General features: G+C 66.3%; 23 protein-coding genes and 1 tRNA gene. 12 read left to right on the top strand and 12 right to left on the bottom strand.

The window, feature by feature from the left end:
* Window position 1: 1 nt before the first annotated feature.
* The 8 genes from OK015_RS25115 to OK015_RS25080 form a co-directional block, all read right to left on the bottom strand.
* The gene (locus OK015_RS25115; RefSeq protein ID WP_268127166.1) at window positions 2-1,483 is read right to left on the bottom strand and encodes a condensation domain-containing protein; all 1,482 of its coding nucleotides are present in this window, start codon (window positions 1,481-1,483) and stop codon (window positions 2-4) included.
* Between the two features lie 278 nt (window positions 1,484-1,761).
* Complete coding sequence (locus tag OK015_RS25110) at window positions 1,762-2,364, bottom strand: DUF1707 SHOCT-like domain-containing protein (protein ID WP_268127163.1); 603 nt, start codon at window positions 2,362-2,364, stop codon at window positions 1,762-1,764.
* Between the two features lie 74 nt (window positions 2,365-2,438).
* Window positions 2,439-3,248 (bottom strand): enoyl-CoA hydratase family protein, encoded by an 810-nt coding sequence (locus OK015_RS25105; protein WP_268127161.1) that lies wholly within the window; start codon window positions 3,246-3,248, stop codon window positions 2,439-2,441.
* Between the two features lie 18 nt (window positions 3,249-3,266).
* The gene (locus OK015_RS25100) at window positions 3,267-4,433 is read right to left on the bottom strand and encodes an acyl-CoA dehydrogenase family protein (RefSeq protein ID WP_268127158.1); all 1,167 of its coding nucleotides are present in this window, start codon (window positions 4,431-4,433) and stop codon (window positions 3,267-3,269) included.
* A 17-nt stretch (window positions 4,434-4,450) separates the two neighbouring features.
* Complete coding sequence (locus tag OK015_RS25095) at window positions 4,451-6,436, bottom strand: acetyl/propionyl/methylcrotonyl-CoA carboxylase subunit alpha (RefSeq protein WP_268127156.1); 1,986 nt, start codon at window positions 6,434-6,436, stop codon at window positions 4,451-4,453.
* 5 nt (window positions 6,437-6,441) lie between these two features.
* Window positions 6,442-8,031, bottom strand: coding sequence for an acyl-CoA carboxylase subunit beta (locus OK015_RS25090; RefSeq protein WP_268133075.1), 1,590 nt, complete (start codon window positions 8,029-8,031; stop codon window positions 6,442-6,444).
* Between the two features lie 55 nt (window positions 8,032-8,086).
* Window positions 8,087-9,247: an acyl-CoA dehydrogenase family protein gene (locus OK015_RS25085; RefSeq protein ID WP_268127154.1), complete on the bottom strand. Its 1,161-nt coding sequence runs from the start codon at window positions 9,245-9,247 to the stop codon at window positions 8,087-8,089.
* A 16-nt stretch (window positions 9,248-9,263) separates the two neighbouring features.
* Complete coding sequence (locus OK015_RS25080) at window positions 9,264-10,985, bottom strand: acyclic terpene utilization AtuA family protein (protein ID WP_268127152.1); 1,722 nt, start codon at window positions 10,983-10,985, stop codon at window positions 9,264-9,266.
* Window positions 10,986-11,233: 248 nt separating this feature from the next.
* Between OK015_RS25080 and rpmF the strand changes: the two genes are divergently transcribed.
* From rpmF to OK015_RS25055, 5 genes are all read left to right on the top strand, one after another.
* The gene (rpmF, locus tag OK015_RS25075; RefSeq protein ID WP_066821168.1) at window positions 11,234-11,407 is read left to right on the top strand and encodes a 50S ribosomal protein L32; all 174 of its coding nucleotides are present in this window, start codon (window positions 11,234-11,236) and stop codon (window positions 11,405-11,407) included.
* Window positions 11,408-11,527: 120 nt separating this feature from the next.
* Window positions 11,528-12,211 (top strand): response regulator transcription factor, encoded by a 684-nt coding sequence (locus tag OK015_RS25070; protein WP_268127147.1) that lies wholly within the window; start codon window positions 11,528-11,530, stop codon window positions 12,209-12,211.
* Window positions 12,211-13,770: a HAMP domain-containing sensor histidine kinase gene (locus OK015_RS25065; protein WP_268127145.1), complete on the top strand. Its 1,560-nt coding sequence runs from the start codon at window positions 12,211-12,213 to the stop codon at window positions 13,768-13,770. The genes OK015_RS25070 and OK015_RS25065 overlap by 1 nt, the downstream gene beginning before the upstream one ends.
* Before the next feature lie 75 nt (window positions 13,771-13,845).
* On the top strand, window positions 13,846-15,420 hold the full coding sequence (locus tag OK015_RS25060) for a S1C family serine protease (RefSeq protein WP_268127143.1): 1,575 nt from the start codon (window positions 13,846-13,848) through the stop codon (window positions 15,418-15,420).
* Entirely contained in the window at window positions 15,420-15,980 is a 561-nt protein-coding gene (locus OK015_RS25055; RefSeq protein ID WP_090606087.1) for a MogA/MoaB family molybdenum cofactor biosynthesis protein, read from the top strand. Before OK015_RS25060 ends, OK015_RS25055 begins: the two co-directional genes overlap by 1 nt.
* 42 nt (window positions 15,981-16,022) lie before the next feature.
* On the opposite strand, the gene mscL is transcribed toward OK015_RS25055, so the two are convergent.
* The 4 genes from mscL to OK015_RS25035 form a co-directional block, all read right to left on the bottom strand.
* Complete coding sequence (mscL, locus tag OK015_RS25050) at window positions 16,023-16,484, bottom strand: large-conductance mechanosensitive channel protein MscL (protein WP_268127137.1); 462 nt, start codon at window positions 16,482-16,484, stop codon at window positions 16,023-16,025.
* Between the two features lie 64 nt (window positions 16,485-16,548).
* On the bottom strand, window positions 16,549-17,229 hold the full coding sequence (locus OK015_RS25045; protein ID WP_268127135.1) for an SAF domain-containing protein: 681 nt from the start codon (window positions 17,227-17,229) through the stop codon (window positions 16,549-16,551).
* Between the two features lie 66 nt (window positions 17,230-17,295).
* Complete coding sequence (locus OK015_RS25040; RefSeq protein WP_268127133.1) at window positions 17,296-17,646, bottom strand: FmdB family zinc ribbon protein; 351 nt, start codon at window positions 17,644-17,646, stop codon at window positions 17,296-17,298.
* Window positions 17,647-17,719: 73 nt separating this feature from the next.
* A complete protein-coding gene (locus OK015_RS25035; RefSeq protein ID WP_268127131.1) occupies window positions 17,720-18,319 on the bottom strand; it encodes a 5-formyltetrahydrofolate cyclo-ligase in 600 nt (199 codons plus the stop codon).
* 76 nt (window positions 18,320-18,395) lie between these two features.
* On the opposite strand from OK015_RS25035, the gene OK015_RS25030 reads away from it, so the two are divergent.
* From OK015_RS25030 to OK015_RS25000, 7 genes are all read left to right on the top strand, one after another.
* The gene (locus OK015_RS25030; RefSeq protein ID WP_268127129.1) at window positions 18,396-19,310 is read left to right on the top strand and encodes a UTP--glucose-1-phosphate uridylyltransferase; all 915 of its coding nucleotides are present in this window, start codon (window positions 18,396-18,398) and stop codon (window positions 19,308-19,310) included.
* Between the two features lie 93 nt (window positions 19,311-19,403).
* On the top strand, window positions 19,404-20,693 hold the full coding sequence (glp, locus tag OK015_RS25025; RefSeq protein ID WP_268127126.1) for a molybdotransferase-like divisome protein Glp: 1,290 nt from the start codon (window positions 19,404-19,406) through the stop codon (window positions 20,691-20,693).
* A gap of 21 nt (window positions 20,694-20,714) precedes the next feature.
* Window positions 20,715-21,368 carry a GNAT family N-acetyltransferase gene (locus OK015_RS25020; protein ID WP_268127124.1) on the top strand — a complete coding sequence of 218 codons (654 nt, stop codon included), beginning with the start codon at window positions 20,715-20,717 and terminating at the stop codon, window positions 21,366-21,368.
* A gap of 239 nt (window positions 21,369-21,607) precedes the next feature.
* Window positions 21,608-22,645, top strand: a complete 1,038-nt coding sequence (gene sepX, locus OK015_RS25015; RefSeq protein ID WP_268127122.1) for a divisome protein SepX/GlpR — start codon at window positions 21,608-21,610, stop codon at window positions 22,643-22,645.
* 50 nt (window positions 22,646-22,695) lie between these two features.
* A tRNA-Ala gene (locus OK015_RS25010) sits at window positions 22,696-22,768 on the top strand.
* 798 nt (window positions 22,769-23,566) lie between these two features.
* Window positions 23,567-25,090, top strand: a complete 1,524-nt coding sequence (locus OK015_RS25005; protein WP_268127120.1) for a PPE family protein — start codon at window positions 23,567-23,569, stop codon at window positions 25,088-25,090.
* 89 nt (window positions 25,091-25,179) lie between these two features.
* Window positions 25,180-25,899 (top strand): siderophore-interacting protein, encoded by a 720-nt coding sequence (locus tag OK015_RS25000; protein WP_268127118.1) that lies wholly within the window; start codon window positions 25,180-25,182, stop codon window positions 25,897-25,899.
* Window positions 25,900-25,983: the final 84 nt, after the last annotated feature.

Raw genomic sequence — 25,983 nt, 5'->3', positions numbered from 1 at the left:
GCTAGGCTGCCTCGTCGTCGTCTTCCGTCGGAGCAAGCGCGTACATTTCATCCGAATCCGCTTCAGCGGCAACCGTGCTCGTCCGTTCGGCGACTTTGCCGACGACGCGGCCGAAAATACCTGTCAACGTCTCGAGGTAGCGGCGCACCGACTCACGCGCTGTCTCGTTGTCCGGGTAGGAGATCGTGACCGTGGTTCGTTCGGCGTGCCGGTTGATCCAGGCATTGATCCCGCCGTGGGACAGACTGTCGCCGTAGGTACCGAAGTTCGTCTCTGCCCACAGGCCGGCCAGCGGTATCTTCCGGAAATCGAGGAAAGACAACATCATCGGCAGTTGTGAGGGCAGTTTGATGCCCAGTTCCTCGGGTGTCGCCAATTCCAGCACCCGCTCAACCGGCACATAGGCCAGGTCCTTGGCCGCGTCGAATGACTTCTGCGCGGCCCGGGCGGCCTCCGGGAACGAGGCGCCCGCTGTCGGCACGGTGACCGGAACCATGCTCGCGAACCAACCCACGGTCATCGTGTCGATGCCCTGTGACCGGGTGTCCCTGGCGGTGAACCCGTGATGAAGCTCATTGCCGGTCAATTCATGCTCGGCCAACGCCGTGCAGGCCAGAACGCCTCCGAGGAACCGGGCGCCGGCCGCGACGCAGGTGGCGTCGAATACCTCCGTCTCTGCCGCATCCAACAATTCGACGGTCACCAAGTCGCCCGCGCTGCTGGACCACGTGTCGCCGAGTGGCAGCGGGAAACACGGCCAGTTGCCGTCTGCCTCGCGTGCGAACGCGATCCAAGCCTTGATCTCCGGCGATGACAGGGTCAGGGCCGCAACCTGTTCGCGCTGCCGCGCCGTGTAGTCGCGGTAGCTCCTGAGGGTGGGAGGCGTAGCGGGCTGCCGTGGCTGCGAGCCCTGCGACAGTTCTTGATACGTCACGTGGATGTCGAAAAAGATGACCCCGGCGGACAAGCCGTCGATATGGAGATGGTCGACACTGGCGTAGAACGTGAAGTAGTCGGCGTGCTGGACGATGCCGAAGCTGAAGCAACCCCATTCGAGCGTCCCGGGGGTCGCGGTCAAGACGTGGGTACGAACTTGGTCGGGGGTCATATGCCCCCACGACACCGGCACCAAATCGATGGCTTCCGGGTCCTCGATTGGGCGACGCACGATCACGCCGTTCTCGAGTTCGAACCAACTGTGGTAGGTGTCGTGACGACGGACGTGGGCATTGACCGCAGTGGTCATGGCCGCAACGTCGCACCTGCCCGGGATGTCCCATGCCACGATCATCAGACGCGGTAGCTGCCTGTTCGTGACCTTGCCATGGTAGGCGGACCAGAGGTGTTGCGCCTGTTGGTAACTCGGAGCAAGAGCGCTGCGGCGCGCGGTGCGGGCCGCCTCATGCGCCGTCGGCACGGCCGTCCACATGGTGAGCGGACCGTGCGGCGGTTGCCATTCGCTGATGTTTCCCAGCGCGACCATTCCTCACCTCGCTGCGCGTGACGTCGACGTTCGGGGCGCGGCGCGGGGAGCGGAAAGGCTTTGCGCGTACGGTTTTTCACGCAGCCCAAATACAACTTCGGGCTGGAATTCGTGCGACGTGCTTCCCCTGAGCCGTTGTTGAGCACGCTAGTAGACGGACGCGACAATTTCGTGGTTTTGCGAAGAAAGGCAAATCCACGCTTTTTCACCGCGATGCCGGTAGCCTGGGTTCCCCGATCGGCGCGCTCACATTGGCTGACCGGCGAGGGTGCGTCGGTTTACGAATGAGGCCTGCGGGCTCTGCGCTTGATGCCCACACCGCCCCACAGCGAGAAGCCGTGGATATTCACCCTCGGTGCACCGGGCGTACCTTGGCCGACGATATCGCGATCGAAACCGCCCATCACGCCGCGGCCGTGGATCTCGACGTTGACCTCCGGGGGCAGCAGAATGTTCTGCGCACCCATGATCGAGACCACGTGGATGTCTACTTCGGTCGATGTGAAATCGGCGTAGCGCAGATCCACCACCCCGCTGCCCCACAGCGTGAACGTGGTCAGCTTCTTCGGCACGTTCCAGCGCCCGCGCCGCTCGAACCCACTCAGCAGGGCAAGCAGCAGTGTGGAGGGCGCGGGATTTTGCTTGCCGCCCCGGCGCGGGCTTATCGGTGCGCCCGGCAAATCGGCTCGCAGCTTATCCAGTTCTTCGTATGTCGTCGCCGCGTATGCCCTGGTCAGACGGTCTTCGTAGTCTTTGAGCTGCAGCCGGCCCTGCTCGGCCGCGTAAGCGAGCAGTTGCGCAATTTGAATGCGATCGGTGTCGGCCGCACGCGACAGATTGTCACGCGCGTCCTTGGCATCGTGCTGCGCCGAATCGCTCATCACCCACGAGCGTACGACGTACAACTTTTGCTGCAAGAGGGTTGGCTAAATCGCAACATCCTGCCACGCACGGGTCAATTGCGGCCGGCATCGTCGACGCCGGCGGGCGGGGCCCAACTGGGTGGGCGTTTTTGCAGGAATGCGAGCATGCCTTCGCGCGCTTCGTCGGAGACGAACAGCCGGGCGGATTCCTCGGTCAGCCGCTCGGCGTCGCGGTCGAATCCTTCGAGCACTGCGGCCGTTGTCAGTGCCTTTGAAGCCGCCAAACCCTGCGGGGATCCGCGACCGATATCGGCGACCAATTTCGCCACTGTCGCGTCGACATCGTCGGCTGCCATAGTGACCAATCCGATCGCCGCAGCCTTGCCGGCATCGAACGTCTCGCCGGTCAGGTAGTAGCGAGCCGCCGCCCGCGGCGACAGCTTCGGCAGCAATGTCAGCGAGATGATCGACGGGGCGACACCGATGCGCGCCTCGGTCAGCGCGAAGGTGCTGCGCGGGCCGGCCACCGCGATGTCACAGGCGCCGACCAAGCCGAATCCTCCCGCGCGAACGTGACCGTCGACGGCGGCGATGACCGGCAAGGGCGAAGAGACGATGGCACGCAACAATGCGGTCATCTCGCGGGCCCGCGCCGCCGCCATGTCGGATGGGTCGCCGCCACTGGCCTCGCTGAGGTCCGCGCCGGCGCAGAACGTGCCGCCAGTGTGCCCAAGCACCACCACCCGCACCGCCGGGTCCGCCGCCGCGTCGCGCAGGCCCTGGTGCAATTGGTTGACCAGCGTGGTCGATAGCGCGTTGCGGTTGTGCGGGGAGTTCAGGGTCAGCCGGGCGAACGGCCCCGCGACAGCATCCGGGCCGGCGTATTCAACGAGCACTGTCATATCAATAAGACCTGGTCATCAGTAGCTTCGAGGCAGGCCTAGCGATGTCTGCGCCACGAAGTTCAGCACCATCTCGCGGCTGACCGGGGCGATCCGCCCCAGCCTGGCCGAGGTCAGCATCGCGGCGACGCCGTACTCCTTGGTCAGGCCGTTGCCGCCCATCGACTGCACGGCCTGATCCACCGAACGGGTAGCCGCCTCGGCCGCAGCGTATTTGGCCATGTTGGCGGCCTCTGCCGCGCCCGCGTCGTCGCCGCTGTCATAGAGCGTTGCGGCTTTCTGCAACATCAGCTTGGCGAGTTCGACCTCAATGTGACACTGCGCCAACGGATGCGACAGACCCTGGTGCGCGCCGATCGGCGTTCCCCACACCTGGCGGGTCTTGACGTACTCGGCAGCTTTCTCCAGCGCGAACCGGCCCATGCCCACCGAGCTGGCCGCGCCCATGATCCGCTCGGGGTTCAGGCCCGCGAAAAGCTGTGCGATCGCTGCATCTTCGGCTCCGACGAGCGCATCGGCGGGCAGCCGGACGTCGTCCAGGAAGACCTGGAATTGGCGCTCGGGGCTGATCAGCTCCATCTCGATCGGGGTGTAGGTGAACCCAGGGGAATCGGTGGGCACCACGAACAGCGCCGGGCGCAGCTTGCCGGTCTTGGCCTCCTCGGTGCGCGCCACCACCAGCACCGCCTGCGCCTGGTCGATCCCGGAGATGAAGACCTTCTGGCCCTTGAGAATCCAGTCGCTGCCGTCGCGGCGCGCGGTGGTGGTGATCTTGTGCGAGTTGGAACCCGCGTCGGGCTCGGTGATCGCGAATGCCATCGTGCACGTACCGTCGGCGATGGACGGGATCCAGCGCTTCTTCTGTTCTTCGGTGCCGAATTTGCTGATGATGGTGCCGTTGATGGCCGGGGATACCACCATCAGCAGCAGTGCGCTGCCCGCGGCCGCCATCTCCTCCATGACCAGCGACAGCTCGTACATTCCGGCACCGCCGCCGCCATATTCCTCCGGAAGGTTCACGCCGAGGAAGCCGAGTTTGCCTGCTTCGGACCACAATTCATCGGTATGTTCGTGTGAGCGGGCCTTCTTCAGGTAGTACTCGCTGCCGTAGTTGGACGCCCACGCGGACACCGACTTGCGCAGCGCCTGGCGCTCCTCGCTTTCGATGAAGCTGGTATCGGTCATTGACGAATCTCCTTTGCTTAGCTTTGTGAGTTGGCATGGTCGGGCCCTTCGACAATTGCCAGGACGGCTCCGACTTCGACTTGCTGACCGGTCGTGACGTTGAGCGAGCTGAGCACACCGTCGGAAGGCGCGCTGATGGTGTGTTCCATCTTCATCGCCTCCAGCCAGATCAGTGGCTGCCCGGTGGTCACGCTGTCACCCACCTGCGCACCGAGCCGGATGACGTTTCCGGGCATGGGTGCCACCAGCGACCCCTTGGCGACCGATGAGCCTGGCTCGGGGAACCGGGGCACCGCGTCCAAATGAACCGGGCCACGCGCCGAGTCGACGTAGACGTCGCGGCCATAGCGCGCAACCGCAAAGGCGCACGCCACACCGTTGGCGTCGGCCAGCACCACCCCATCGGGTGCCGACGAGACCAATTGCACCGGCTCATCACCGGCGAGCACCAATCCCGTTCTGGTGAACCGGTATTCGACCCGGTGCTCGTTGTCCTCGTCATCGGAGTAGGTCTTGACCTGATAGCCCGAGGTCAGGTTCCGCCAGCCGCTGGGGATCGAGCCGAACACGGTGGCGGACGCGCGGTTGTGCGCGGCCTCGGCAAGCGCAGCGGCAATGGCCGACAGCCGGACGACGCCTTCGTCACCCAGCGGTGCCGACAGCTGCGCCAGGCCGTGCGTGTCGAAAAACGCGGTGTCGGTCGCACCGTCGAGGAACGCCGGATGCCGCAGCACGTTCACCAACAGCTCGCGGTTGGTGCGCAGCCCGTGCAGCCGTGTCCGGGCCAACGCATCGGCCAGCAGCAGCGCGGATTGCCGGCGCGTCGGCGCGTACGAGATGACCTTGGCCAACATCGGGTCGTAGTGGATCGACACGACCGATCCATCGGCAATGCCGGAGTCCAGCCGGATTCCGGTGCGCTGCCCCAGCGAACTGAACCGCGCCCGGGTACCCGGCACATCGAAGGTGTACACCGGCCCGGCTTGCGGTTGCCAGCCGCGCGCGGGATCTTCGGCATACAGCCGGGCTTCAATCGAATGGCCTTGGGCGATAGGCGGTTCGACATCGAGACGGTCACCGCCGGCGACCGCGAGCTGCAGTTCGACGAGGTCGAGTCCGGTGGTCTCTTCCGTGACGGGGTGTTCGACCTGCAGCCTGGTGTTCATCTCGAGGAAGAAGAACTCACCGTCGTCGTCGGCGAGGAACTCCACGGTCCCGGCGCCCGCGTACCCGATCGCGCTGGCCGCCAGCCGGGCGGCATCGAAGAGCTTGGTCCGCATGCCAGGAATGCGTTCGACCAACGGCGAGGGGGCTTCTTCGATGATCTTCTGATGGCGGCGCTGAATCGAGCATTCGCGTTCCCCGACGGCCCACACCGTGCCGTGGGTATCGGCGAGGACCTGAACCTCCACGTGGTGGCCGGTCGGCAGGCAGCGCTCGCAGAACACGGTCGGATCGCCGAAGGCAGACTGCGCCTCGCGCTGGGCCGCGGCGACTTCGCCCGCCAGCGCGGACAATTCGCGAACGACTCGCATCCCGCGGCCACCCCCGCCCGCGGAAGCCTTGACCAGTACCGGCAGCTGGGCCTGGGTGACCGAGTCGGGGTCGAGTTCGTCGAGCACGGGAACCCCGGCCGAGGCCATCAGCTTCTTGGATTCGATCTTGGAGCCCATCGCCCGCACCGCGTCCACCGGCGGCCCGACCCAGGTCAGGCCCGCGTCCTGCACGGCGGCCGCGAAGGCGGCGTTCTCCGAAAGGAATCCGTAACCGGGGTGCACGGCGTCGGCGCCCGCGGCGCGGGCGGCGGCGATGATGGCGTCGGCGTTCAGGTAGTCGTTGGTGTTGGGCAGCCGCACCCGGGCGTCGGCCTCGGCGACGTGGGGGGCCGCGGCGTCCGGGTCGGTGTAGACCGCGACGGTGCCCAGGCCGAGTCGCCGGCAGGTGGCGAAGACCCGGCGGGCGATCTCGCCGCGGTTGGCAACCAGTACTCGAGTGATTCCCATGGGGCTCACATCCGGAAGACGCCGAAGTTCGACGTTCCCTTGATCGGGCCATTGGCGATGGCGGACAAACACATTCCCAGTACCGTGCGGGTGTCGCGGGGGTCGATCACCCCGTCGTCGTAGAGCATTCCGGACAAGACCATCGGTAGCGACTCGGCCTCGATCTGGCCTTCGACAGCGGCCCGCATCGCGGCGTCGGCGTCCTCGTCGACCTGCTGCCCGCGGGCTTCGGCGGCGGCGCGGCTCACGATCGACAGCACCCCGGCCAATTGGACACCACCCATGACCGCGGATTTGGCGCTGGGCCAAGCGAATAAGAAGCGCGGGTCGTAGGCACGCCCGCACATGCCGTAGTGGCCGGCGCCATAGGACGCGCCGATCAGTAGCGAGATGTGCGGGACGGTCGAGTTGGAGACGGCATTGATCATCATCGACCCGTGTTTGATCATGCCGCCCTCCTCGTAGTCCTTGCCGACCATGTATCCGGTGGTGTTGTGCAAGAACAACAGTGGCGTGTCGTAGCGGTTGGCCAGCTGAATGAACTGGGTGGCCTTCTGCGATTCCTCGCTGAACAGCACGCCGCGGTGGTTGGCCAGAATGCCGATCGGGTAGCCGCACAGCCTCGCCCAGCCGGTCACCAGTGACGAGCCGTACATCGGCTTGAACTCGTCGAATTCGGAGCCGTCGACAATGCGCGCGATCACGTCGCGCGGGTCGAACGGGATGCGCAGATCCGACGACACGATGCCGATCAGCTCCTCGGCATCGAACAACGGCTCGGTCACGGGCCGCGGATCCGGCCCGAGCTTGCACCAGTTCAGCCGGGCCACAACGCGGCGCCCGATGCGGATCGCGTCCAGCTCGTCGACCGCGAAGTAGTCGGCCAGACCCGAAGTGCGGGCGTGCATTTCGGCACCACCGAGCGATTCGTCGTCGGATTCCTCGCCGGTGGCCATCTTCACTAGTGGGGGGCCGGCCAGGAATACCTTCGAGCGTTCCTTGATCATCACGACGTGATCCGACATTCCGGGGATGTAGGCACCGCCGGCCGTCGAGTTACCGAAGACGAGCGCGATGGTCGGAATACCCGCCGCAGACAGCCGGGTCAGGTCGCGAAACATCTGCCCACCGGGGACGAAGATCTCTTTCTGCGTGGGCAGGTCCGCGCCACCGGACTCCACCAGCGACACCACCGGAAGGCGGTTCTGCAACGCGATCTGGTTGGCCCGCAGGATCTTCTTGAGCGTCCAGGGATTGCTGGTGCCGCCCTTGACGGTCGGGTCGTTGGCGACGATCAGGCACTCCACGCCCTCGATCGCGCCGATGCCCACCACCACGCTCGCCCCCAGGGTGAATGAACTGCCATAGGCGGCCAGCGGGCTCAGCTCGAGGAAAGGCGAATCCGGGTCCACGAGCAGTTCGATGCGCTCACGCGCGGTGAGCTTGCCCCGGGAGTGATGACGCTCGACGTATTTCGCTCCGCCACCGGCGAGGGCCTTGTCGTGCTCGAGGTCGATCTCGGCGAGCTTGGCGATCATGGTTTCGGCCGCGGCGGTGTAGGTGTCGGCCTTCGGGTCCAGGGTGGACTGCAGCACGGTCATGACCACCGCCGACGATGCGGAGCGCAGCGATGCGAAGGAGGCGGTGCGATCATGATTGGAATCCCAACAGTTTTGCGGACAGTGCGGTCAAGATTTCGGTGGTACCGCCACCGATGCCCAGGATTCGCATGTCCCGATATTGGCGCTCGACTTCGGATTCGGCCATGTAGCCCATGCCGCCGAAGAGCTGAACGGCTTGGTTGGCCACCCATTCGCCGGCCTCGACGGCCGTGTTCTTGGCGAAGCACACCTGCGGGATCAGATTCGTCTCACCGGCGAGCTGGCGTTCCACCACGTTGCGCGAATAGACCCGGGCAACGTCGATGCGCCGGGCCATCTCGGCCAGCGTGTTCTGCACGGACTGGCGCGATATCAGTGGGCGGCCGAACGTCTCACGGTCTCGGCACCAGGCCACGGTGATGTCCAGGCATCGCTGAGCGCTCGAATACGCCTGCGCGGCAAGGCCGATTCGTTCGGAGACGAAGGCCTGCGCGATCTGGGCGAATCCGCTGTTCTCGGCACCGACCAGGTTGGCCACCGGCACGCGGGCGTCGATGTAGGCCAGCTCGGCGGTGTCAGACGACCGCCAGCCCATCTTGTCGAGTTTGCGACTGACCTCGAAGCCGGGCGTGCCCTTTTCGACTGCCAGCAGCGAAACTCCCGCTGCGCCAGGGCCCCCGGTGCGCACGGCGGTGACGACATAGTCGGCGCGCACGCCGGAGGTGATGTAGGTCTTGGCGCCGTTGACCACGTAGTGGTCGCCTTCTGGACCAGAGCAGCGCACCGCGGTGGTGCGCAAATGCCCCACATCCGAACCGCCGCCGGGTTCGGTGATGGCCAGTGACCCGATCTTGTCGCCGGCCAACGTCGGCCGCACGAACTTCTCGATCAGCCGCTGATCGCCCGAGGCGATCATGTGGGGCACCGCGATGCCACAGGTGAACAGCGACGCGAAAACTCCGCCCGGTCCACCGGCCTGGTGGAACTCCTCACAGATGACCACCGCGTCGGCACCATCGCCGCCACCGCCGCCGGCCGCCTCGGGCAGACCCGCGCCCAGCAGACCGGCATCCCCGGCGCGCCGGTGCAAGTCGCGTGGCAATTCGCCGGTCCGTTCCCACTCGTCGACATGGGGCAGGATCTCGCGTTCAGTAAACGAGCGCACCGTCTTTCGTAGTTGCTCGCGCTCCGGGGTGGTCCAGATGTTCACAGGGTTGTCCAACGATTCACAAAAGCCTTTCCGGGATGTCGACGTAGCGGCTGCGCAACCATTCGCCGAGCCCCTTGGCCTGGGGATCGAACCGCGCTTGATAGGCGACGCCCTGACCGAGGATGCCCTCGATCACGAAGTTGACCGCGCGCAGGTTGGGCAGCACGTGACGGGTGACCTCGCAGTCCGCCGCTTCGGGCAGCAGTGCCTTGAGCAGGTCGACGGTCAATGTGTTGGCCAGCCAGCGCCATTGGTCCTCGGTGCGTACCCACACCCCGACGTTGGCCGAGCCGCCCTTGTCGCCGCTGCGGGCGCCGGCGATGCGGCCCAGTGGCGCGCGCCGGGTCCGGCCCCCGGGCAACGGTTCCGGAAGAGGCGGGGGAGCGGCCGGTGATAGCTCCAAAGTATCTGTGGCACAAGGAATATTGATTCGACTGCCGTCGGTGTGTACCGCGATGTGCGGCACCTCGGAGGCGTCGACGTAGCCCGCGGTGAAGACACCGTAGACCTGACCATCGCCCGGCGGGGCGGTGACGTGGAAGCCAGGATAGCTGGCGAGTGCCAATTCGACTGCTGCCGAAGAGAATTGACGACCGACATTGGCGGGGTCGGGATCGCGGACCACGCAGCGCAGCAGCGCACTGGCGGCTTCCTCGGTGTCGGCGTCGGGGTGATCGGTGCGTGCCAGCGTCCACTCCAGCTCGGCGGGCTTGACGGTGAGTCCAGCCTCGAGCTGCCGGCGCACCAACTCGGCCTTGGCCTCGATGTCCAGCCCGGTCAGCACGAAGGTCATCGCGTTGCGGAATCCGCCGATGCTGTTCAGCGACACCTTGTAGGTGGGCGGCGGCGGCTCACCGACCACACCGCTGATGCGCACCCGGTCGGTACCGTCGGAAGACAGCTCGATCGTGTCCATCCGGACCGTGACATCGGGGTTCGCGTAGCGCGCACCGGTGATTTCGTACAGCAGCTGCGCGGTGACGGTGTCGACGCTGACCAGGCCGCCGGTACCGGGGTGTTTTGTGATCACCGACGACCCGTCGGCGTCGACCTCGGCCAGCGGGAACCCGGGGTAGGACAGGTCGGGCACCTCGGTGAAGAACGCGTAGTTGCCCCCGGTGGCCTGCACGCCGCATTCGATCACGTGGCCGGCGACCACCGCGCCGGCGAGTTCGTTGTAGTCGGTGCGGCCCCAGCCGAAATGCGCGGCCGCCGCACCGACGATCACCGAGGCGTCGGTGACCCGGCCGGTGACGACGATGTCGGCCCCGTCGCTCAGGCAGTCGACGATGCCCCACGCGCCCAGGTACGCGTTCGCCGTCAGCGGCGTACCGAGCCCGAGTTCGGCCGCGCGGGGTTGCAGGTCGTCGCCCTCGACGTGTGCAACGCGGACCGCGATGCCCAGGCGCTCGGCTAGGGCGCGTATCGCCTCGGCCAGTCCCGCGGGGTTCAGGCCGCCGGCGTTGGCGACGATGCGCACCCCGCGGTCGCGGGCCTCGCCCAGGCAGTCCTCGAGCTGGGTCAGGAAGGTCCTGGCGTAACCGCGCTCGGGGTGTTTCATCCGGTCGCGGCCCAGGATCAGCATGGTGAGCTCGGCCAGGTAGTCGCCGGTGATGTAATCCACGGGATCGTCCGAGCCGCCGGTCAGCATCTCGCGCATGGCGGCTAGCCGGTCGCCGTAGAACCCCGAGCAGTTCGCGATTCGGACAGCACGGGGACCGCCAGGAGCAGAGGCCATTGGCGTCCTCCATTCAGGAATTACCGGCGCTGGACCAACCAACCACCCGGTAGGTTAGCGGGTACCGCCGGTGTCACGTCAAGGATGCCCGTCTCGGCGCTGGCGTCATAGCCGCGCAGGCCGGACGGCCCATTTTGGCGACCAGCAGGTCACCGACTATTCTTTGAGGCAATCGTCGCCTTCGGCCACACAGGTCATGCCGCGCGACGCACGACCCGAAACCCCACACCGAGGAGAAGGCCCGAACCATGGCCGTACCCAAGCGCAGGATGTCGCGCTCGAACACCCGTAGCCGCCGCTCGCAGTGGAAGGCCGAAAAGACCGAGCTCGTCGGCGTGACGGTGGCCGGCCAGAAGCACAAGGTGCCGCGTCGGCTGCTCAAGGCGGCTCGCCTGGGCCTGATCGATCTCGACCGACGCTAGCTGAATTGCCCGATTCCTCAGCGGGCCCTGCTGGCCCGCATCGTCATCGGGCGGAGATCTCGGGAAATACCCGGCGCGCCTCTCAGGCCGCTCTCAGGCCCTAGGACGAAACTAGGGGCCGTGCGCATTCTTGTCGTCGATGACGATCGCGCGGTCCGCGAGTCGCTGCGCAGGTCGCTTTCCTTCAACGGCTACTCCGTCGAGTTGGCTCATGACGGGGTGGAAGCGCTGGAGATCATCTCCAGCGACCGGCCCGACGCGGTCGTGCTCGACGTGATGATGCCGCGCCTGGACGGTCTCGAGGTCTGCCGCCACCTGCGCAGCACCGGTGACGACCTGCCGATCCTGGTGCTTACCGCCCGCGATTCGGTGTCCGAGCGGGTCGCCGGCCTGGATGCCGGCGCGGACGACTACCTGCCCAAGCCGTTCGCTCTCGAAGAGCTGCTGGCCCGCATGCGGGCGTTGCTGCGCCGGACCAAGCCCGAGGACGCCGAGTCGGTCGCCATGACGTTCTCGGACCTGGCCCTGGACCCGGTGACCCGTGAAGTCACCCGCGGGCACCGTCGGATCACCCTGACCCGCACCGAGTTCGCACTGCTGGAGATGTTGATCGCCAATCCGCGCCGCGTGCTCACTCGCAGCCGCATCCTCGAGGAGGTGTGGGGATTCGACTTTCCCACCTCGGGCAATGCGCTGGAGGTCTACGTCGGATACCTGCGGCGCAAAACGGAAGCCGACGGTGAGCCGCGCCTGATCCACACGGTGCGCGGCGTGGGCTACGTCCTTCGGGAGACGCCGCCCTGATGATTCGGTTCCAACGACGTCGGCGTGCGCCACTGCAGGCCCCCAGTTCGTTGTCGCTGCGGTGGCGGGTGATGTTGCTCGCGATGTCGATGGTGGCCATGGTCGTGGTGCTGATGGCATTCGCCGTCTACGCGGTGATCGCGGCGGCGCTGTACAGCGACATCGACAACCAGCTGGACAGCCGAGCGCAGCTGCTGATTGCCAGCGGTTCGCTGGCCGCGGACCCGGCAAAGGCCATCGAGGGCACCGCGTATTCGGACGTCAACGCGATGCTGGTGAATCCCGGCCACTCGATCTACACGGCCCAGCAGCCGGGCCAGACCTTGCCGGTCGATTCGCAGGAGAAGGCGGTGATCCGCGGCGACCTGTTCATGTCCCGGCGCACCGCTTCCGACCAGCGCATCCTGGCGATCCACCTGCCCAACGGCAGTTCGCTGCTGATCTCCAAGAGCCTGCGGCCGACCGAAGCGGTGATGACCAAACTGCGCTGGGTGTTGCTGATCGTCGGCGGCATCGGTGTGGCGGTTGCCGCGGTGGCCGGCGGCATGGTCACCCGGGCGGGGCTGCGGCCGGTCGCTCGCCTGACCGAAGCGGCCGAGCGGGTGGCACGCACCGATGACCTGCGGCCCATCCCGGTATTCGGCAGTGACGAATTGGCCAGGCTCACAGAGGCATTCAACTTGATGCTGCGGGCGCTGGCGGAGTCCCGGGAACGGCAGGCCCGGCTGGTCACCGACGCCGGGCACGAATTACGCACCCCGCTGACGTCGCTTCGGACCAACGTCGAGCTCCTGATGGCGTCGATGGAACCGGGAGCGCCGCGCCTGCCCGAGCAGGAGATGGTCGACCTGCGGACCGACGTGCTCGCGCAGATCGAGGAATTGTCCACTCTGGTAGGCGATTTGGTGGACCTCACCCGCGACGACGCCGGCCAGGTGGTGCACGAGCCGGTCGACATGTCTGAGGTCATCGACCGGAGCCTGGAGCGAGTCAGGCGGCGGCGCAACGACATTCACTTCGACGTCGACGTGATGCCGTGGCAGGTCTACGGTGACGCGGCCGGGCTGTCGCGCGCGGCGCTGAACCTGATGGACAACGCCGCCAAGTGGAGTCCGCCGGGCGGCCGCGTCGGTGTCCGGATGCGTCAGCTCGACCCGTCGCATGCCGAGCTGGTGGTCTCCGACTTAGGCCCGGGAATCCCACCGCACGAGCGGCGCCTGGTGTTCGAACGGTTCTACCGGTCGACGACGGCGCGGGCCCTGCCGGGTTCGGGACTGGGGTTGGCCATCGTCAAGCAGGTGGTGCTCAACCACGGCGGATTGCTCCGCGTCGAAGACACCGTTTCTGGCGGCCATCCTCCGGGAACATCGATTTTCGTGCTGCTTCCCGGCCGGCCACTGCCGGTGTCGACGTATCCGACGGCCGGGACCGAGGGCGCGGCCGACGCCGGCAGCCATGCCAAGACCGACCCCGCAGTTCCCTTGCAAGGCGATGCAGCGAACTCTCGGGAATCGACGAACGTTATCTCAGTGGACTCTCAGTCCGCGCGCGCAAGGTAGATGCAGTTAGTGTTGGAAATCGAGCCAAGTCGAGCTCGATAGCACCCCCAATTAGAGGAAGAGCGACTTAGCGACATGACGAATGACCCAAGGTATTCGCCACCGCCGCAGCAGCCGGGATACCGTAACGCGCCTAACCAGCCCGTGGCTCCCGCGTATGCCCAAGGGCACCAGCAACCGTACAACCAGACTTTCGACTGGCGGTACCAACAAGGGCAGCAGTCACGACCGTCGCAAACCGCGCAATACCGCCGGCCCTATGAGCCGTTCGGCGACACCGGGTCGGGTTCGTTACGCGGGGGCACCGGGCCGGGTTCGATTCCCGGCGGTACCGGCGCGGGCCCGATTCCCGGGGGCACCGGACTGGGGCCGATACCCGGGGGGACGGGGGCAGGTCCGATCCCCGGCATGCTGCCGCCGATGCGGGCCCTGCACGGCCCAGAGCGGCGATCTCGCGCCGGCCTGCTGACGGTGGGCGCGCTGGCGATCGCGGTGGTGTCGGCGGGTATCGGCGGCGCCGCGGCAACGGTCGTCGAACTGGGTACGCACTCCACGTCCGCCAACGGTGGCGCCGGACCCTCGGGCGCCACGCCCGGCGTTCCGGCGGCCAACATGCCGCCCGGCACCGTCGAACAGGTCGCCGCAAAGGTGGTGCCCAGCGTCGTCATGTTGGAGACCGATCTCGGTCGCGCGTCCGAAGAGGGCTCCGGCGTCATCTTGTCGTCCGACGGGCTGATTCTGACCAACAACCACGTCATCGCCGCGGCCGCCGCCCCTCCGAAAGGACCGGGTGGCCCGGGCGGGCCGGGTGGACCCGCGCCCAGTCCGCCGGGTGCGCCGGTCGGTCCGAGTGGTCCGAGTGGTCCCAGTGGTCCGGGTGGTCCGGCACCGAAGACGACGGTGACGTTCTCCGACGGCCGCACCGCGCCGTTCACGGTGGTGGGTGCCGACCCCACGAGTGATATCGCCGTCATCCGAGTGCAAGGCGTGTCGGGACTGACCCCCATCGCGATGGGCTCCTCGTCGGACGTGCGGGTCGGCCAGCCGGTGATGGCGATCGGTTCCCCGCTGGGGTTGTCCGGAACGGTGACCACCGGGATCATCAGCGCCTTGAACCGGCCGGTGTCGACCACCGGTGAATCCGGTAACCAGAACACGGTGCTGGACGCGATTCAGACCGACGCCGCGATCAACCCGGGTAACTCCGGCGGTGCGCTGGTCAACCTGAACGGCCAGCTGGTGGGCATCAACTCCGCGATCGCCACCCTGGGTTCGGATTCACCCGACGCGCAGAGCGGTTCGATCGGCCTTGGCTTCGCGATTCCGGTCGACCAGGCCAAGCGCATCGCCGACGAGTTGATCAGCACCGGCAAGGCGACGCATGCGTCGCTCGGCGTGCAGGTGACCAGTGACAAGGGCACGCCGGGCGCCAAGGTCGTCGAAGTCGTGCAGGGCGGCGCGGCGGCGAACGCCGGGGTTCCCAAGAACGTGGTCGTCACCAAGGTCGACGACCGTCCGATCAGCAGCGCTGACGCCTTGGTCGCCGCGGTGCGGTCCAGGGCGCCGGGCGACAAGGTGACGCTGACGTTCCAGGATCCCGGCGGTGGCAGCCGGACCGTGCAGGTCACCCTCGGCAAGGCGGATCAGTGATGCGACTCGATGAACCTCTGAACGAGCCTCTGTCCGAGCTCGGATATACGGTTGCACCCATGGAAACGGGTGCGGAGTTGGTAGTCGGCCGGGCTCTGGTTGTGGTGGTCGACGATCGCACCGCTCACGGGGACGAAGAAGATCACAGTGGGCCGCTGGTCACCGAGTTGCTGACCGAGGCGGGGTTCGTCGTCGACGGTGTGGTGGCGGTTGCGGCCGACGAGGTCGAGATCCGCAACGCGTTGAACACCGCGGTGATCGGCGGGGTGGATCTGGTCGTCTCCGTCGGCGGGACCGGAGTTACCCCGCGCGATGTCACCCCGGAGGCGACCGTCGAGATTCTGGATCGCGAAATCCTCGGCATCGCCGAGGCCGTGCGGGCGTCCGGGCTGTCCGCGGGCATCATCGACGCCGGGCTGTCCCGCGGTCTGGCCGGCGTGTCCGGAAGCACGTTGGTGGTCAACCTGGCCGGTTCCCGCTATGCGGTCCGCGACGGGATGGCGACGCTGAATCCGCTCGCCGCACAGATCATCGGGCAGTTATCTAGTCTCGAGATCTAAAGTCCCGCGGCGGCGTTTCTGCGGTGCTTTAGCCGCGGGTTATCACTGCGATTCGGCGTCGGCGCGCGGTCCGTAGTCGGGCGGCGGCGTGGTGTGTGTCCCGCCGTGCCGGCCGGACGAGGTGTCTCCATTGGTCTGCGCAAGGAGGTCGCGGATCTCGGTCAGCAAGACGATCTGGGCGTCGTCGGCCTGCTCGACCTCGCCGCGCTTGCGGAAGGTGTTGTAGGGCAGCACGACCAGGAAGTACACCACCGCGGCGACCAGGACGAAGTTGATGGCGGCCGACAGCAGGACGTTAAGGTCGATGGTCTGTCCGCCGCCGATGCTGATCCGCAGGATGCCGACGTCGGATGTCTGGTTGACACCGATCCGGTTGATCAACGGCGTGATGATGCTGTCGGTGAACTTGGTGACCAACGCGGTGAACGCTGTACCGATGACCACCGCGACGGACAGGTCGACGATATTGCCCCGCGCGAGAAACTCTTTGAACCCCTTGAGCATTCCGACGTCCTTTCTGGGCTGGACACAGTTTGCTTCGGGTCGTGTGGCGAGCAGCAGTCAGTACTCAGTGCAGGGTGAGGGTCACTGCCAGCCCTAGCACCGAGCCTGCCACCGTGTTCGCCACGCGAGCCGGCAGCGCAACTAACACTACGCGGTCACCGTCCGCGGCCTGCACTTTCTGCTTGGGTGACACGAGCACCACTACGGCATCGGTGGCCACCACCTTGCTGAGCGCCTGCGTGCCCGGCTGCGTATCGGTGGGCGGTGCGGCCAGCACGTCGACGATGTCGCCGGCGCGGATGAGATCGATCAGCGCGCTGTCGGCCAGGTGCAGCGGCACAATGCGGGCGCCGGGCCCGACCTTCGATGCGACTGCGGCCTCGGCCAGCCGGCTGCCCAGCAAGCGGACGTCGGTGAGTACCTCGCCCCGACGCGTCGGACCGGCCAACGTCGACCCCACTACGGCGGCCACGTCAGCCTGTGATCCATCGGGAAGTGTTGTCGCCAAACGCTTTTCGAGTCGGACGTCGTCGGGCGTCAAGGCCGCGCCGGGAGTGAGGTCATGCGTGGCTACCACCACCTCCAGGCGATCACCGTCCGGATCCGAACGCAGCGCCGCGACTGCCGCCAACACGACCAGGCCGCCCGCGACCACGCGGCGAGCCAGCACCGTCCGCGTCCAATCCGGGCGCAGCGACGTCGATATCCGGTGCAGGAGCGTTGGATTCAGCGACGGTTCGGCCACGTCGCCACCGTAGGCGCAGTGCGCTGCGATTAGTTCCCGTCTGGGACGCGTTCTGTGGATAACCCGCTAGCTGGACGTGGCCGCGGCCGATGACGCCGAACTCGACGACTTCTCGCTCGAGGTGGACTTGTCGCTCGAACTGGACTTCTCACTATCGCCGGACTTCTCACCGGACCCGGAGCTCTCGCTCGATCCGTTGGTCGACGAGCCGTTGTTCGAAGCGGCGGCCTTCTTGCCCGACTCACGGCTGTCGGTGCGGTAGAAGCCGCTGCCTTTGAACACGACGCCGACGGAGTTGAACAACTTGCGCAGTCGACCCGAGCACTTCTCGCAGGTGGTCAGCGTGTCGTCCGTGAAGGCCTGCACGATGTCAAAGCGGTCGCCACACTCGGTGCACGCGTAGCTGTAGGTCGGCACTGAAAACCTCCGTCAAATAAGTCTCGTTAGCACTCTACAGTGCACGAGTGCTAAAACAGTCATGAAATCCGTCTCATTCCCGGCCGTCGGCGCGCAGCTTTATGACCCCGCGCCGGGGGGTGATGACGTGGGTCATCGGCACGTCGTGCGAGTCGGCCGGTAACTCGTCGACGAACTCTACGTCGCGCACCATCGCGATCAGGCGTGCTTGCGGGTTCCTGCCGTCCAGCGAGCGGTCGTAGAAGCCGCGACCCCGGCCCAGCCGCGCGCCCCGATGGTCGACGGCCAACGCCGGGACCAGCACCATTTCGGCCTCGGACAGGGCGGAGTCGGGCAGCCACGGCTCGGTTGGTTCCAGCAGGCCCCAACGGCCGCGGACGAGTTCGCCCGGCCGGTATTCAGCCCACCGCAGCCGGATCGGCGTGCCGTCACCGGTGGTGCGCGCAACGGGCAACAGCACCCGCCGCGAGCGCCCCAGCAACATGTCCAGCATCGCGATGGATCCGGGTTCGGTGCCCACCGGTACGTACGCGCAGACCGTGCTGCCGCTGCTCACCGCGAGCGCAAGCTGCTCGTTGAGTATTCGCGCCTCAGCGGCGCGAACGTCGTCGGCAACGCGACCCCGGGCCGCCAGCACCTGCTCGCGCAGCGCGGCCTTGCTCGAAGTCGTCATGAGTCAACGATGACAGGACGGGTATTCCTCCTGCCATACAACGGCGGCAAAGCCGATGAGCGCTATGGTGTGAACGATGTCACGGCCAGATGAAATCCCGATCCCGTATACGGCGATCGTCCCCGCAGCCGGTCTGGGTACCCGTTTCCTGCCGGCCACCAAGACGGTGCCCAAAGAGCTGCTGCCCGTGGTCGACACGCCCGGTATCGAGCTGGTCGCCGAGGAAGCGGCCGCGGCCGGCGCTGAGCGGTTGGTGATCATCACCTCCGAGGGCAAGGACGGCGTCGTCGCGCACTTCGTCGAGGACCTGGTGCTGGAAGGCACGCTCGAGGCTCGCGGCAAACAAGCCATGCTGGCCAAGGTGCGTCGGGCGCCGGCGCTGATCAAGGTCGAGTCGGTGGTGCAGGTCGAGCCGCTCGGATTGGGACATGCCATCGGATGCGTGGAATCGGTGTTGGCGCCCGACGAGGACGCAGTCATGGTGCTGCTACCCGATGATTTGGTGCTGCCGACCGGCGTGCTGGAGACGATGGCCAAGGTGCGTGCCCAGTACGGCGGCTCGGTGTTGTGCGCCATCGAGGTATCGCCCGAAGAGATCAGTGCCTACGGCGTTTTCGACGTCGAGCCGGTTCCCGGCGACGACAGTCCGGACGTGCTCAAAGTCAAGGGGATGATCGAAAAGCCCAAGGCCGAGGATGCCCCGTCGATGTATGCGGCGGCGGGCCGCTATGTGCTCGACCGTGCCATTTTCGATGCGCTGCGCCGCATCGACCACGGGGCCGGTGGCGAACTGCAGCTCACCGACGCCATCGCGTTGCTGATCGAAGAGGGCCACCCGGTTCATGTCGTCGTGCATCGCGGATCTCGACACGACTTGGGAAATCCCGGCGGCTACCTCAAGGCTGCGGTTGACTTTGCATTGGATCGTGACGACTACGGCCCGGAACTGCGGCAGTGGTTGGTGGCGCGATTGGGCCTGAACGAGCGATAGCCGGCCGACATGCCGGGCCCGGGGAACGACCGGGCGATCGGGCTCAGGACCGATACGGCGCCCGTCAGGGTTGACGGCAGAGAGGCGCGGCTAGTGCGTTCGGTGGAGGAACAGCAGGCCCGGATAACTGCGGCCGCGGTAGCCCCGCGCCCGATGCGTGTCGCCATCGCGGAGGCGCAGGGGTTGCTGTGCGCGGAAGAAGTGGTGACCGAACGGCCGCTGCCCGGCTTCGATCAGGCCGCGATCGACGGCTACGCGGTGCGCAGCGTCGACGTGCTGGGCATCGGCGAAGTGGGTGGCGACACTGCTTTCGACGAAACCGGTGAGCCGCTGGCCGACGAGGACAACCCCGGCGGGCTGGTCTTGCCGGTGATGGGGACCATCGAAGCCGGTGCGCGCACGCCCAGCCGGCTGCAGCCGCGGCAGGCCGTCCGGGTGCACACCGGGGCGCCGCTGCCCACGCTGGCCGATGCGGTGCTGCCGCTGCGCTGGACCGACGGCGGCACGTCGAAGGTTCGGATTCTGCGCGGGGCGCCCTCGGGCGCCTACGTGCGCCGCGCCGGCGACGACGTCCAGCCCGGGGATGTCGCGGTGCGTGCCGGGACAATCATCGGCGCCGCTCAGGTCGGGCTGCTTGCGGCGGTCGGCCGGGAACGGGTGCTGGTGCACCCACGTCCGCGGGTGGCGATCCTGGCGGTGGGCGGCGAGCTGGTCGATATCTCGCGGACGCCGAGCAACGGGCAGGTCTACGACGTCAACTCCTACGCATTGGCAGCCGCCGCCCGGGATGCCGGCGCGGAGGTCAACCGGGTCGGCATCGTCTCCAACAACCCTAAAGAGCTCGGTGAAATCATCCAGGGCCAGATCAATCGCGCCGAGGTCGTGGTGATCGCCGGCGGGGTCGGGGGCGCGGCGGCCGAGGCGGTGCGGGTGGTGTTGTCCGAACTCGGCGAGATGGAGGTCGTCCGGGTTGCCATGCATCCCGGATCGGTGCAGGGCTTCGGACAGCTGGGGCGCGAGGGCGTGCCGGTGTTCCTGTTGCCCGCCAACCCGGTCAGTGCTCTGGTGGTCTTCGAAGTGATGGTTCGGCCGCTGATCCGGCTATCGCTGGGCAAGCGCCAGCCGATGCGCCGCGTCGTGCAGGCCCGCACGCTGTCGCCGATCACGTCGGTGGCCGGGCGCAAGGGCTACCTGCGCGGCCAGCTGATGCGCGACCAGGACAGCGGCGAGTATTTGGTGCAGGCGCTGGGCGGAGCCCCGGGGTCGTCGCATTTGCTGGCGACGCTGGCTGAGGCAAACTGTCTAGTTGTGGTTCCCAGTGGGGCCGAGCAGATTCGGACCGGTGAGATTGTCGACGTCGCGTTCTTGGCCCAGCGCGGCTGAGCCAAACGACTGCGCACCCTCGTGAACCTCTTGCGTTCCACCGCCCGTCATCCCGGTTGGCCCTCGACCGTGGGGCCGCTGCGGGTCGCGGCCGGCGTCGTCCGGTTGCGCGCCGTGCGGATGCGCGACGGCGCTCAGTGGAGCCGCTTCCGGTTGGCTGACCGGGCGCATCTCGAACCGTGGGAGCCGACTGCTGACGGCGAATGGGCGATCCGGCATACCGTCGCCGCCTGGCCGGCGCTGTGTTCGGGCCTGCGCGCCGAGGCCCGCAATGGTCGCATGCTGCCGTATGTGATCGAACTCGACGGACGGTTTTGCGGTCAGCTCACCATCGGCAACGTCACTCACGGGGCACTGCGGTCGGCGTGGATCGGCTACTGGGTGCCCAGCTCGGCAACCGGCGGCGGGGTGGCCACCGGGGCGCTGGCGCTCGGTCTCGACCATTGCTTCGGGCCGGTGATGCTGCACCGCGTGGAGGCCACCGTGCGTCCGGAGAACGTCGCGAGTCGGGCCGTGTTGGCGAAAGTCGGGTTCCGCGAAGAGGGTCTGCTGCGCCGCTACCTCGAGGTCGACCGGGCCTGGCGCGACCACCTCCTGATGGCCATTACGGCCGAGGAGGTCTGCGGATCGGTGGCATCGACGCTGGTCCGCGCCGGATATGCGCGCTGGGCCTAACGCCCTGATCGCGACTTCCCCCGGCATGCGGGAGGGTGCCCCCAGGGCGTCAATTTCGACGCGCGGCGACCCGCCGCCGTAGAGAAATCGGAATAATTCTGTGGCTAGCGTGACATATGTGGCGTGTGATGCTTGATTGAGGCAAATTACAGGTGTGTAATTGCGCTGGTCACAGATCCCGGCCACGCAGGTCAACGATCGGCCTCGCGGGGGATCCGGACCAGAAGGAGCAGGTCATCATGCCAAGCATCCCGCAGTCGTTGTTGTGGATATCGCTCGTGGTGCTCTGGCTGTTCGTACTGGTGCCGATGCTGATCAGCAAACGTGACGCCGTCCGACGCACCAGCGACGTGGCGCTGGCCACCCGGGTGCTCAACGGCGGCGCCGGTTCCCGGCTGCTCAGGCGCACGGGTCCGGCCGCGGGTCATCGCAGCGACCCGGATTGGCAGCCAGAGGAGAACTCGGCCGACGAGGAGGTCGACGACGCCGACCACCGCGACGAACTCGCCGAGGGCGACGACGAACGCGACGCCGAGACCGAGGAACTGCGCCCCGCCCGTCCCGTCGTGATGAGAATGGCGGTCGCCGAGCCGCCTGAGCCCGACTACCTCGACGTCGATGTCATCGAAGACTCGGGCGCGCTGCCCGTTGGCGCCAGCGCCGCGGCAACCGAACCCGGACTTGTCCCGGTGGACGAAGACGAGCACGACGACGCCGAGGAAGAGCTGGACCACCACGACGACGAGTACGAATACGTCGAGGACTCCTCCGGCTTGGAGCCGCCGGCCGAGGACGAGGATGCCGGACTGCGGGAGAGCGTCGTGCCCGCGAGTGCGCGGCGCCGGCGCCGCTTCGACACCAAGACCGCGGCGGCGGTTACCGCCCGCAAGTACGCCTTCCGCAGGAAGGTGTTGATGGTGATGGCCGTCGTCCTGGTCGGCTCGGCAACGGCCGCATTCGAGATCACCCAGACCGCCTGGTGGTTCTGCGGCATCGCCACCGCGTTCACGGTGCTCTACCTGGGCTATCTGCGCCGGCAGACCAGGATCGAGGAGAAGGTCCGTCGCCGCCGTGCGCAGCGGATGGCACGCGCACGCGCCGGCGTGGAGAACGCCCGCGACCGCGATTACGAGGTGGTCCCGTCGCGATTGCGCCGCCCCGGCGCAATCGTCCTGGAGATCGATGACGAGGACCCGATCTTCGAGCACTTGGACTACGCCATGCCGCAGCAGCACTACGGCTGGCCCCGGGACCTGCCCCGCGCCGTCGGCCAGTAGTGCCGACGGTGCTGGCGCCTCCCCGGAACTGGTAGCCTGCTAGCGGTCAAGGGGCTATAGCGCAGTTGGTAGCGCGTCTCGTTCGCATCGAGAAGGTCAGGGGTTCGATTCCCCTTAGCTCCACAACGAACTTGCTGGTCAAAGGCGCAAGAATGCCGAACACCGATTCTGTGTCAAGACCCGTCCAGCAAACTCAAGTGCATCCAGCTCGACGCTTTCGATGCAGTGTCCGTGGGCCGCGTGACGGCCATCGCGCAAAAACGTTCCGGGTGTAGGTAGATCACCGCTTGCGGGTAAGGGCAGAAATCGGATGCGGCACTTATATCGTCAAAGCTGCATCACACCAGCGCGCCATTGACATCGCTCCGTATCCCTGCGCGCTGGCATCGCCACAAGTCGCGTACACCAAACGGTCTATGGGTGTACAGACACGCCGTCATCGGCCCGGCGGTCGCGGCCTTGGCTACCTCGTCGATGTTGGGTGGGCCTGGCGACATTGTCCCGGGGATGTCTTCGCGCTACGTCCGCATCGACGTTAGCTGGGTGCCCACAGCTGGAGCCCGCCCAGCGGAGATGTCACCCAGGGGCGAGAGGGGCCGTCTGCGAAATGTGAGCAACGCGTCGCGCGATCCGCGTCCGTCATGCGTATTCGCATGGGTTTGCATCGGCGAGCAGGCATCCCTTGGTGCCCTCGTAGATGGGGTTCTGGGCTCAAAAGTGAGTAGAAAACTGACCTTTTGTAAGTCAATAATTGCTCTCCATGCTGCGCAAACACGTTGCGGTGAAGTCAAACTCGGAGCTCCGAAGCTCACGTTCTTGGTTGTGGAGGTTCACTCCGCCATCCCGTCGACACCGACTACAGAATCCGGCAATGAGCATCAACTCGGTTCGGGCCACCGTGTCCGTTTTGGGCTGTCGGCGATGACTGAACCGATGTGGTTTGCTTCGCCACCGGAAGTGCACGCCACGCTGCTGTCGACAGGACCAGGCGTCGGCCCCCTGCTATCCGCAGCAAGTGCCTGGAACGGCTTGAGCGCCGAATATGGCGCTTCAGCTTTCGAACTTCAAACGTTGTTGACTGCGGTGCAGACCGAAGTATGGGAAGGCCCAAGCGCCGAACACTATGTCGCAGCGCATCAACCCTACCTGGGCTGGCTATACGACGCGGCCAACACAAGTGCATCAAGAGCTGCGCAGTTGGAACTAGTAGCCGCTGCGTACCTCAGCGCACTGGCCGAAATGCCCACTCTGGCCGAACTGGCACTCAATCACACCGTGCACGCGGTCCTGCTCGGCACGAACTTCTTTGGAATGAACACGATCCCCATCGCTGTCAACGAAGAGGACTACGCGCGTATGTGGGTTCAGGCGGCTTCAACGATGTCGGCGTACGAAAGCATCGCCGTCGCGGCTGAGGCCGCGACGGCAGGGCCGGTGCCCGCCCCAGCGATACTGGCCAGCGGGGCGCTCGCCCCACGCGCCCGCGACGCCGCTGAAGCCGCAATCGCCTCGGTAAACAATGAATCCCCCCTGCTGGGGCTACTCGAAGCCATCCTGCGACTGCTGGTACCAGCCCCCCTCCTTCACCTGTTTGAAGAGTTGGGAAAGCTCAATTTCGCAGAGATTCTGACCCTGCTGGCCACCAACCCCGGGGCGGCGCTTGGCCTTCTCGCACCCCTAATTTCGGCATTGCTGGGATTAGGCCTCTACGTGAGCATCAGCCTTTTACTGTTTGCGTTGCAAATAGGTTCGGTGCTTCTGCTTTTCGCTCCAGCCATCGCCCTCCCGCTCGCCATCGCTTTGGCGGACCCGAGCCTACTGACTCCGCCAACTGACCCAATCCCGTCGCCAGTAGCCGCCAATACAGTCGGCCCCACCACTGCTCACCGCCCGACAACAGAGATCCCAATGTCGTCCAGCACCGTGCCTACAAGCGCCGTGGCACCAACTCCGACCACAACCACAACAACTAGCGGCGCGCCCACGCCGCCGCCGAGCGCGGGCCCCACTAATTCGGTGCTGTACGCGGTCGGCCCAGCCGATCCAGCGACGCCCCGCGATCCGACCCGCAACGAGGGGTCTGGCACACAGCGTGCTCAAAGCAATTCCAGCGCATCAGCCTTCGTAGCGGACGCTCAGCCGGGGGCATCGCGCTCCAGGCGTGGACGGCGCCGGCAAAGCGATCACCTACGCGGGCGGATGTACGTTCACGAGTTCCTGGACGACTCGACGAAGTCGCCGTCATCCCCACATTCCATGGCCACGCACGATCACGACACATCAGCGTCACGTCACGGCATCGGAAGCTTCGGTCGCAGCCAAGCTGTCGACGACGAGGCGCCAGCACGCGGCCATGTGCGCCTCGACTCACCGGTGGACAGCGAGCAGATGTCTGCGCATCCCCTGTTGCCTGCCACTTGGCCACCCCCAGAGGACACTGCCTGAAGAGCTTCGATGATGCTCGCGCCAACTAGCGACGAAACCAACCAAAATAACTGGGCCACAAAAGTTCTCGGTAAATAGACAGGAGCAACATGGCACCAATTACTGCACGTTTGTCGGATCTAGCCGCGGACATGCTCTTCACCTCAGTGTGCGTCAGCGAGGTGACAGAACTGGTCCCACGTTTTGTAAAGGTCAGTCTCAGTGGCGAGGCCTTCACCCGCGCCAAGTGGACCCCCGGAGACAAGCTGCAACTACGTCCCCGGCGCGGGTCGCTTGCGATGCGTGCCTACACCCCGATCAACTGGGACCGCGAGGAAGGTGTCACCGATGTGATCGGCTTCCGTCATGGTGACGGGCCCGCTGTGCGCTGGTTCGAAAATGCCACTATCGGCACCGACTGTGAAATCTTTGGACCGAGCCGATCACTGGATCTCTCCGATACGGCCCCGGGCACAATCTTCATCGGAGACGAGACCAGTATCGGCCTGGCTTATGCGCTGAGCCATGTCAATCCAGCAGCCCAATACATCTATGAGGCAGCAGATCCCGTCGCCCTGTCTGACGTGCTCACCACACTTGGTCTAACCGCCGCCACCGACATCCTCGCCAAGTCCGCCGACCGCAATGAGTTGCTCCATCAGATAGTCGGCGCCGCCGAAGCCGGCAAGAGCTCAACGTTTGACCTTGTCGTTACTGGCGACGCCGCCACCGTTAATGCCGTGCGCCGCGGCCTGCGACGTTGGCCGCACGTCACGCCACGGATCAAAGCGCGCGCCTACTGGGCTGCAGGACACAGCGGCCTGAGCTGACGAAACCACGAACGAAACACGACCCGGTGGCCAGCCGGCGCTTGCTACCCGCTTGTCGTGCAACAGCACGACCTCAGAATGATC

The sequence above is a fragment of the Mycobacterium sp. Aquia_216 genome (genome assembly GCF_026723865.1).
Lineage (GTDB): Bacteria > Actinomycetota > Actinomycetes > Mycobacteriales > Mycobacteriaceae > Mycobacterium.
This window is presented reverse-complemented; position numbering and strand designations above follow the sequence as displayed.

Excerpts from the sequence above, each read along its gene's own strand:
- OK015_RS25105 (WP_268127161.1), bottom strand. The coding sequence starts at position 3,248 with ATGACAGTGCTCGTTGAATACGCCGGCCCGGATGCTGTCGCGGGGCCG.
- OK015_RS25055 (WP_090606087.1), top strand. The coding sequence starts at position 15,420 with ATGCGACTCGATGAACCTCTGAACGAGCCTCTGTCCGAGCTCGGATAT.
- OK015_RS25030 (WP_268127129.1), top strand. The coding sequence starts at position 18,396 with ATGTCACGGCCAGATGAAATCCCGATCCCGTATACGGCGATCGTCCCC.
- OK015_RS25115 (WP_268127166.1), bottom strand. The coding sequence starts at position 1,483 with ATGGTCGCGCTGGGAAACATCAGCGAATGGCAACCGCCGCACGGTCCG.
- OK015_RS25110 (WP_268127163.1), bottom strand. The coding sequence starts at position 2,364 with ATGAGCGATTCGGCGCAGCACGATGCCAAGGACGCGCGTGACAATCTG.
- OK015_RS25080 (WP_268127152.1), bottom strand. The coding sequence starts at position 10,985 with ATGGCCTCTGCTCCTGGCGGTCCCCGTGCTGTCCGAATCGCGAACTGC.
- OK015_RS25000 (WP_268127118.1), top strand. The coding sequence starts at position 25,180 with ATGGCACCAATTACTGCACGTTTGTCGGATCTAGCCGCGGACATGCTC.
- OK015_RS25035 (WP_268127131.1), bottom strand. The coding sequence starts at position 18,319 with ATGACGACTTCGAGCAAGGCCGCGCTGCGCGAGCAGGTGCTGGCGGCC.
- OK015_RS25095 (WP_268127156.1), bottom strand. The coding sequence starts at position 6,436 with ATGGGAATCACTCGAGTACTGGTTGCCAACCGCGGCGAGATCGCCCGC.
- OK015_RS25065 (WP_268127145.1), top strand. The coding sequence starts at position 12,211 with ATGATTCGGTTCCAACGACGTCGGCGTGCGCCACTGCAGGCCCCCAGT.
- sepX (WP_268127122.1), top strand. The coding sequence starts at position 21,608 with ATGCCAAGCATCCCGCAGTCGTTGTTGTGGATATCGCTCGTGGTGCTC.
- OK015_RS25005 (WP_268127120.1), top strand. The coding sequence starts at position 23,567 with ATGACTGAACCGATGTGGTTTGCTTCGCCACCGGAAGTGCACGCCACG.
- rpmF (WP_066821168.1), top strand. The coding sequence starts at position 11,234 with ATGGCCGTACCCAAGCGCAGGATGTCGCGCTCGAACACCCGTAGCCGC.
- OK015_RS25100 (WP_268127158.1), bottom strand. The coding sequence starts at position 4,433 with ATGACCGATACCAGCTTCATCGAAAGCGAGGAGCGCCAGGCGCTGCGC.
- OK015_RS25060 (WP_268127143.1), top strand. The coding sequence starts at position 13,846 with ATGACGAATGACCCAAGGTATTCGCCACCGCCGCAGCAGCCGGGATAC.
- mscL (WP_268127137.1), bottom strand. The coding sequence starts at position 16,484 with ATGCTCAAGGGGTTCAAAGAGTTTCTCGCGCGGGGCAATATCGTCGAC.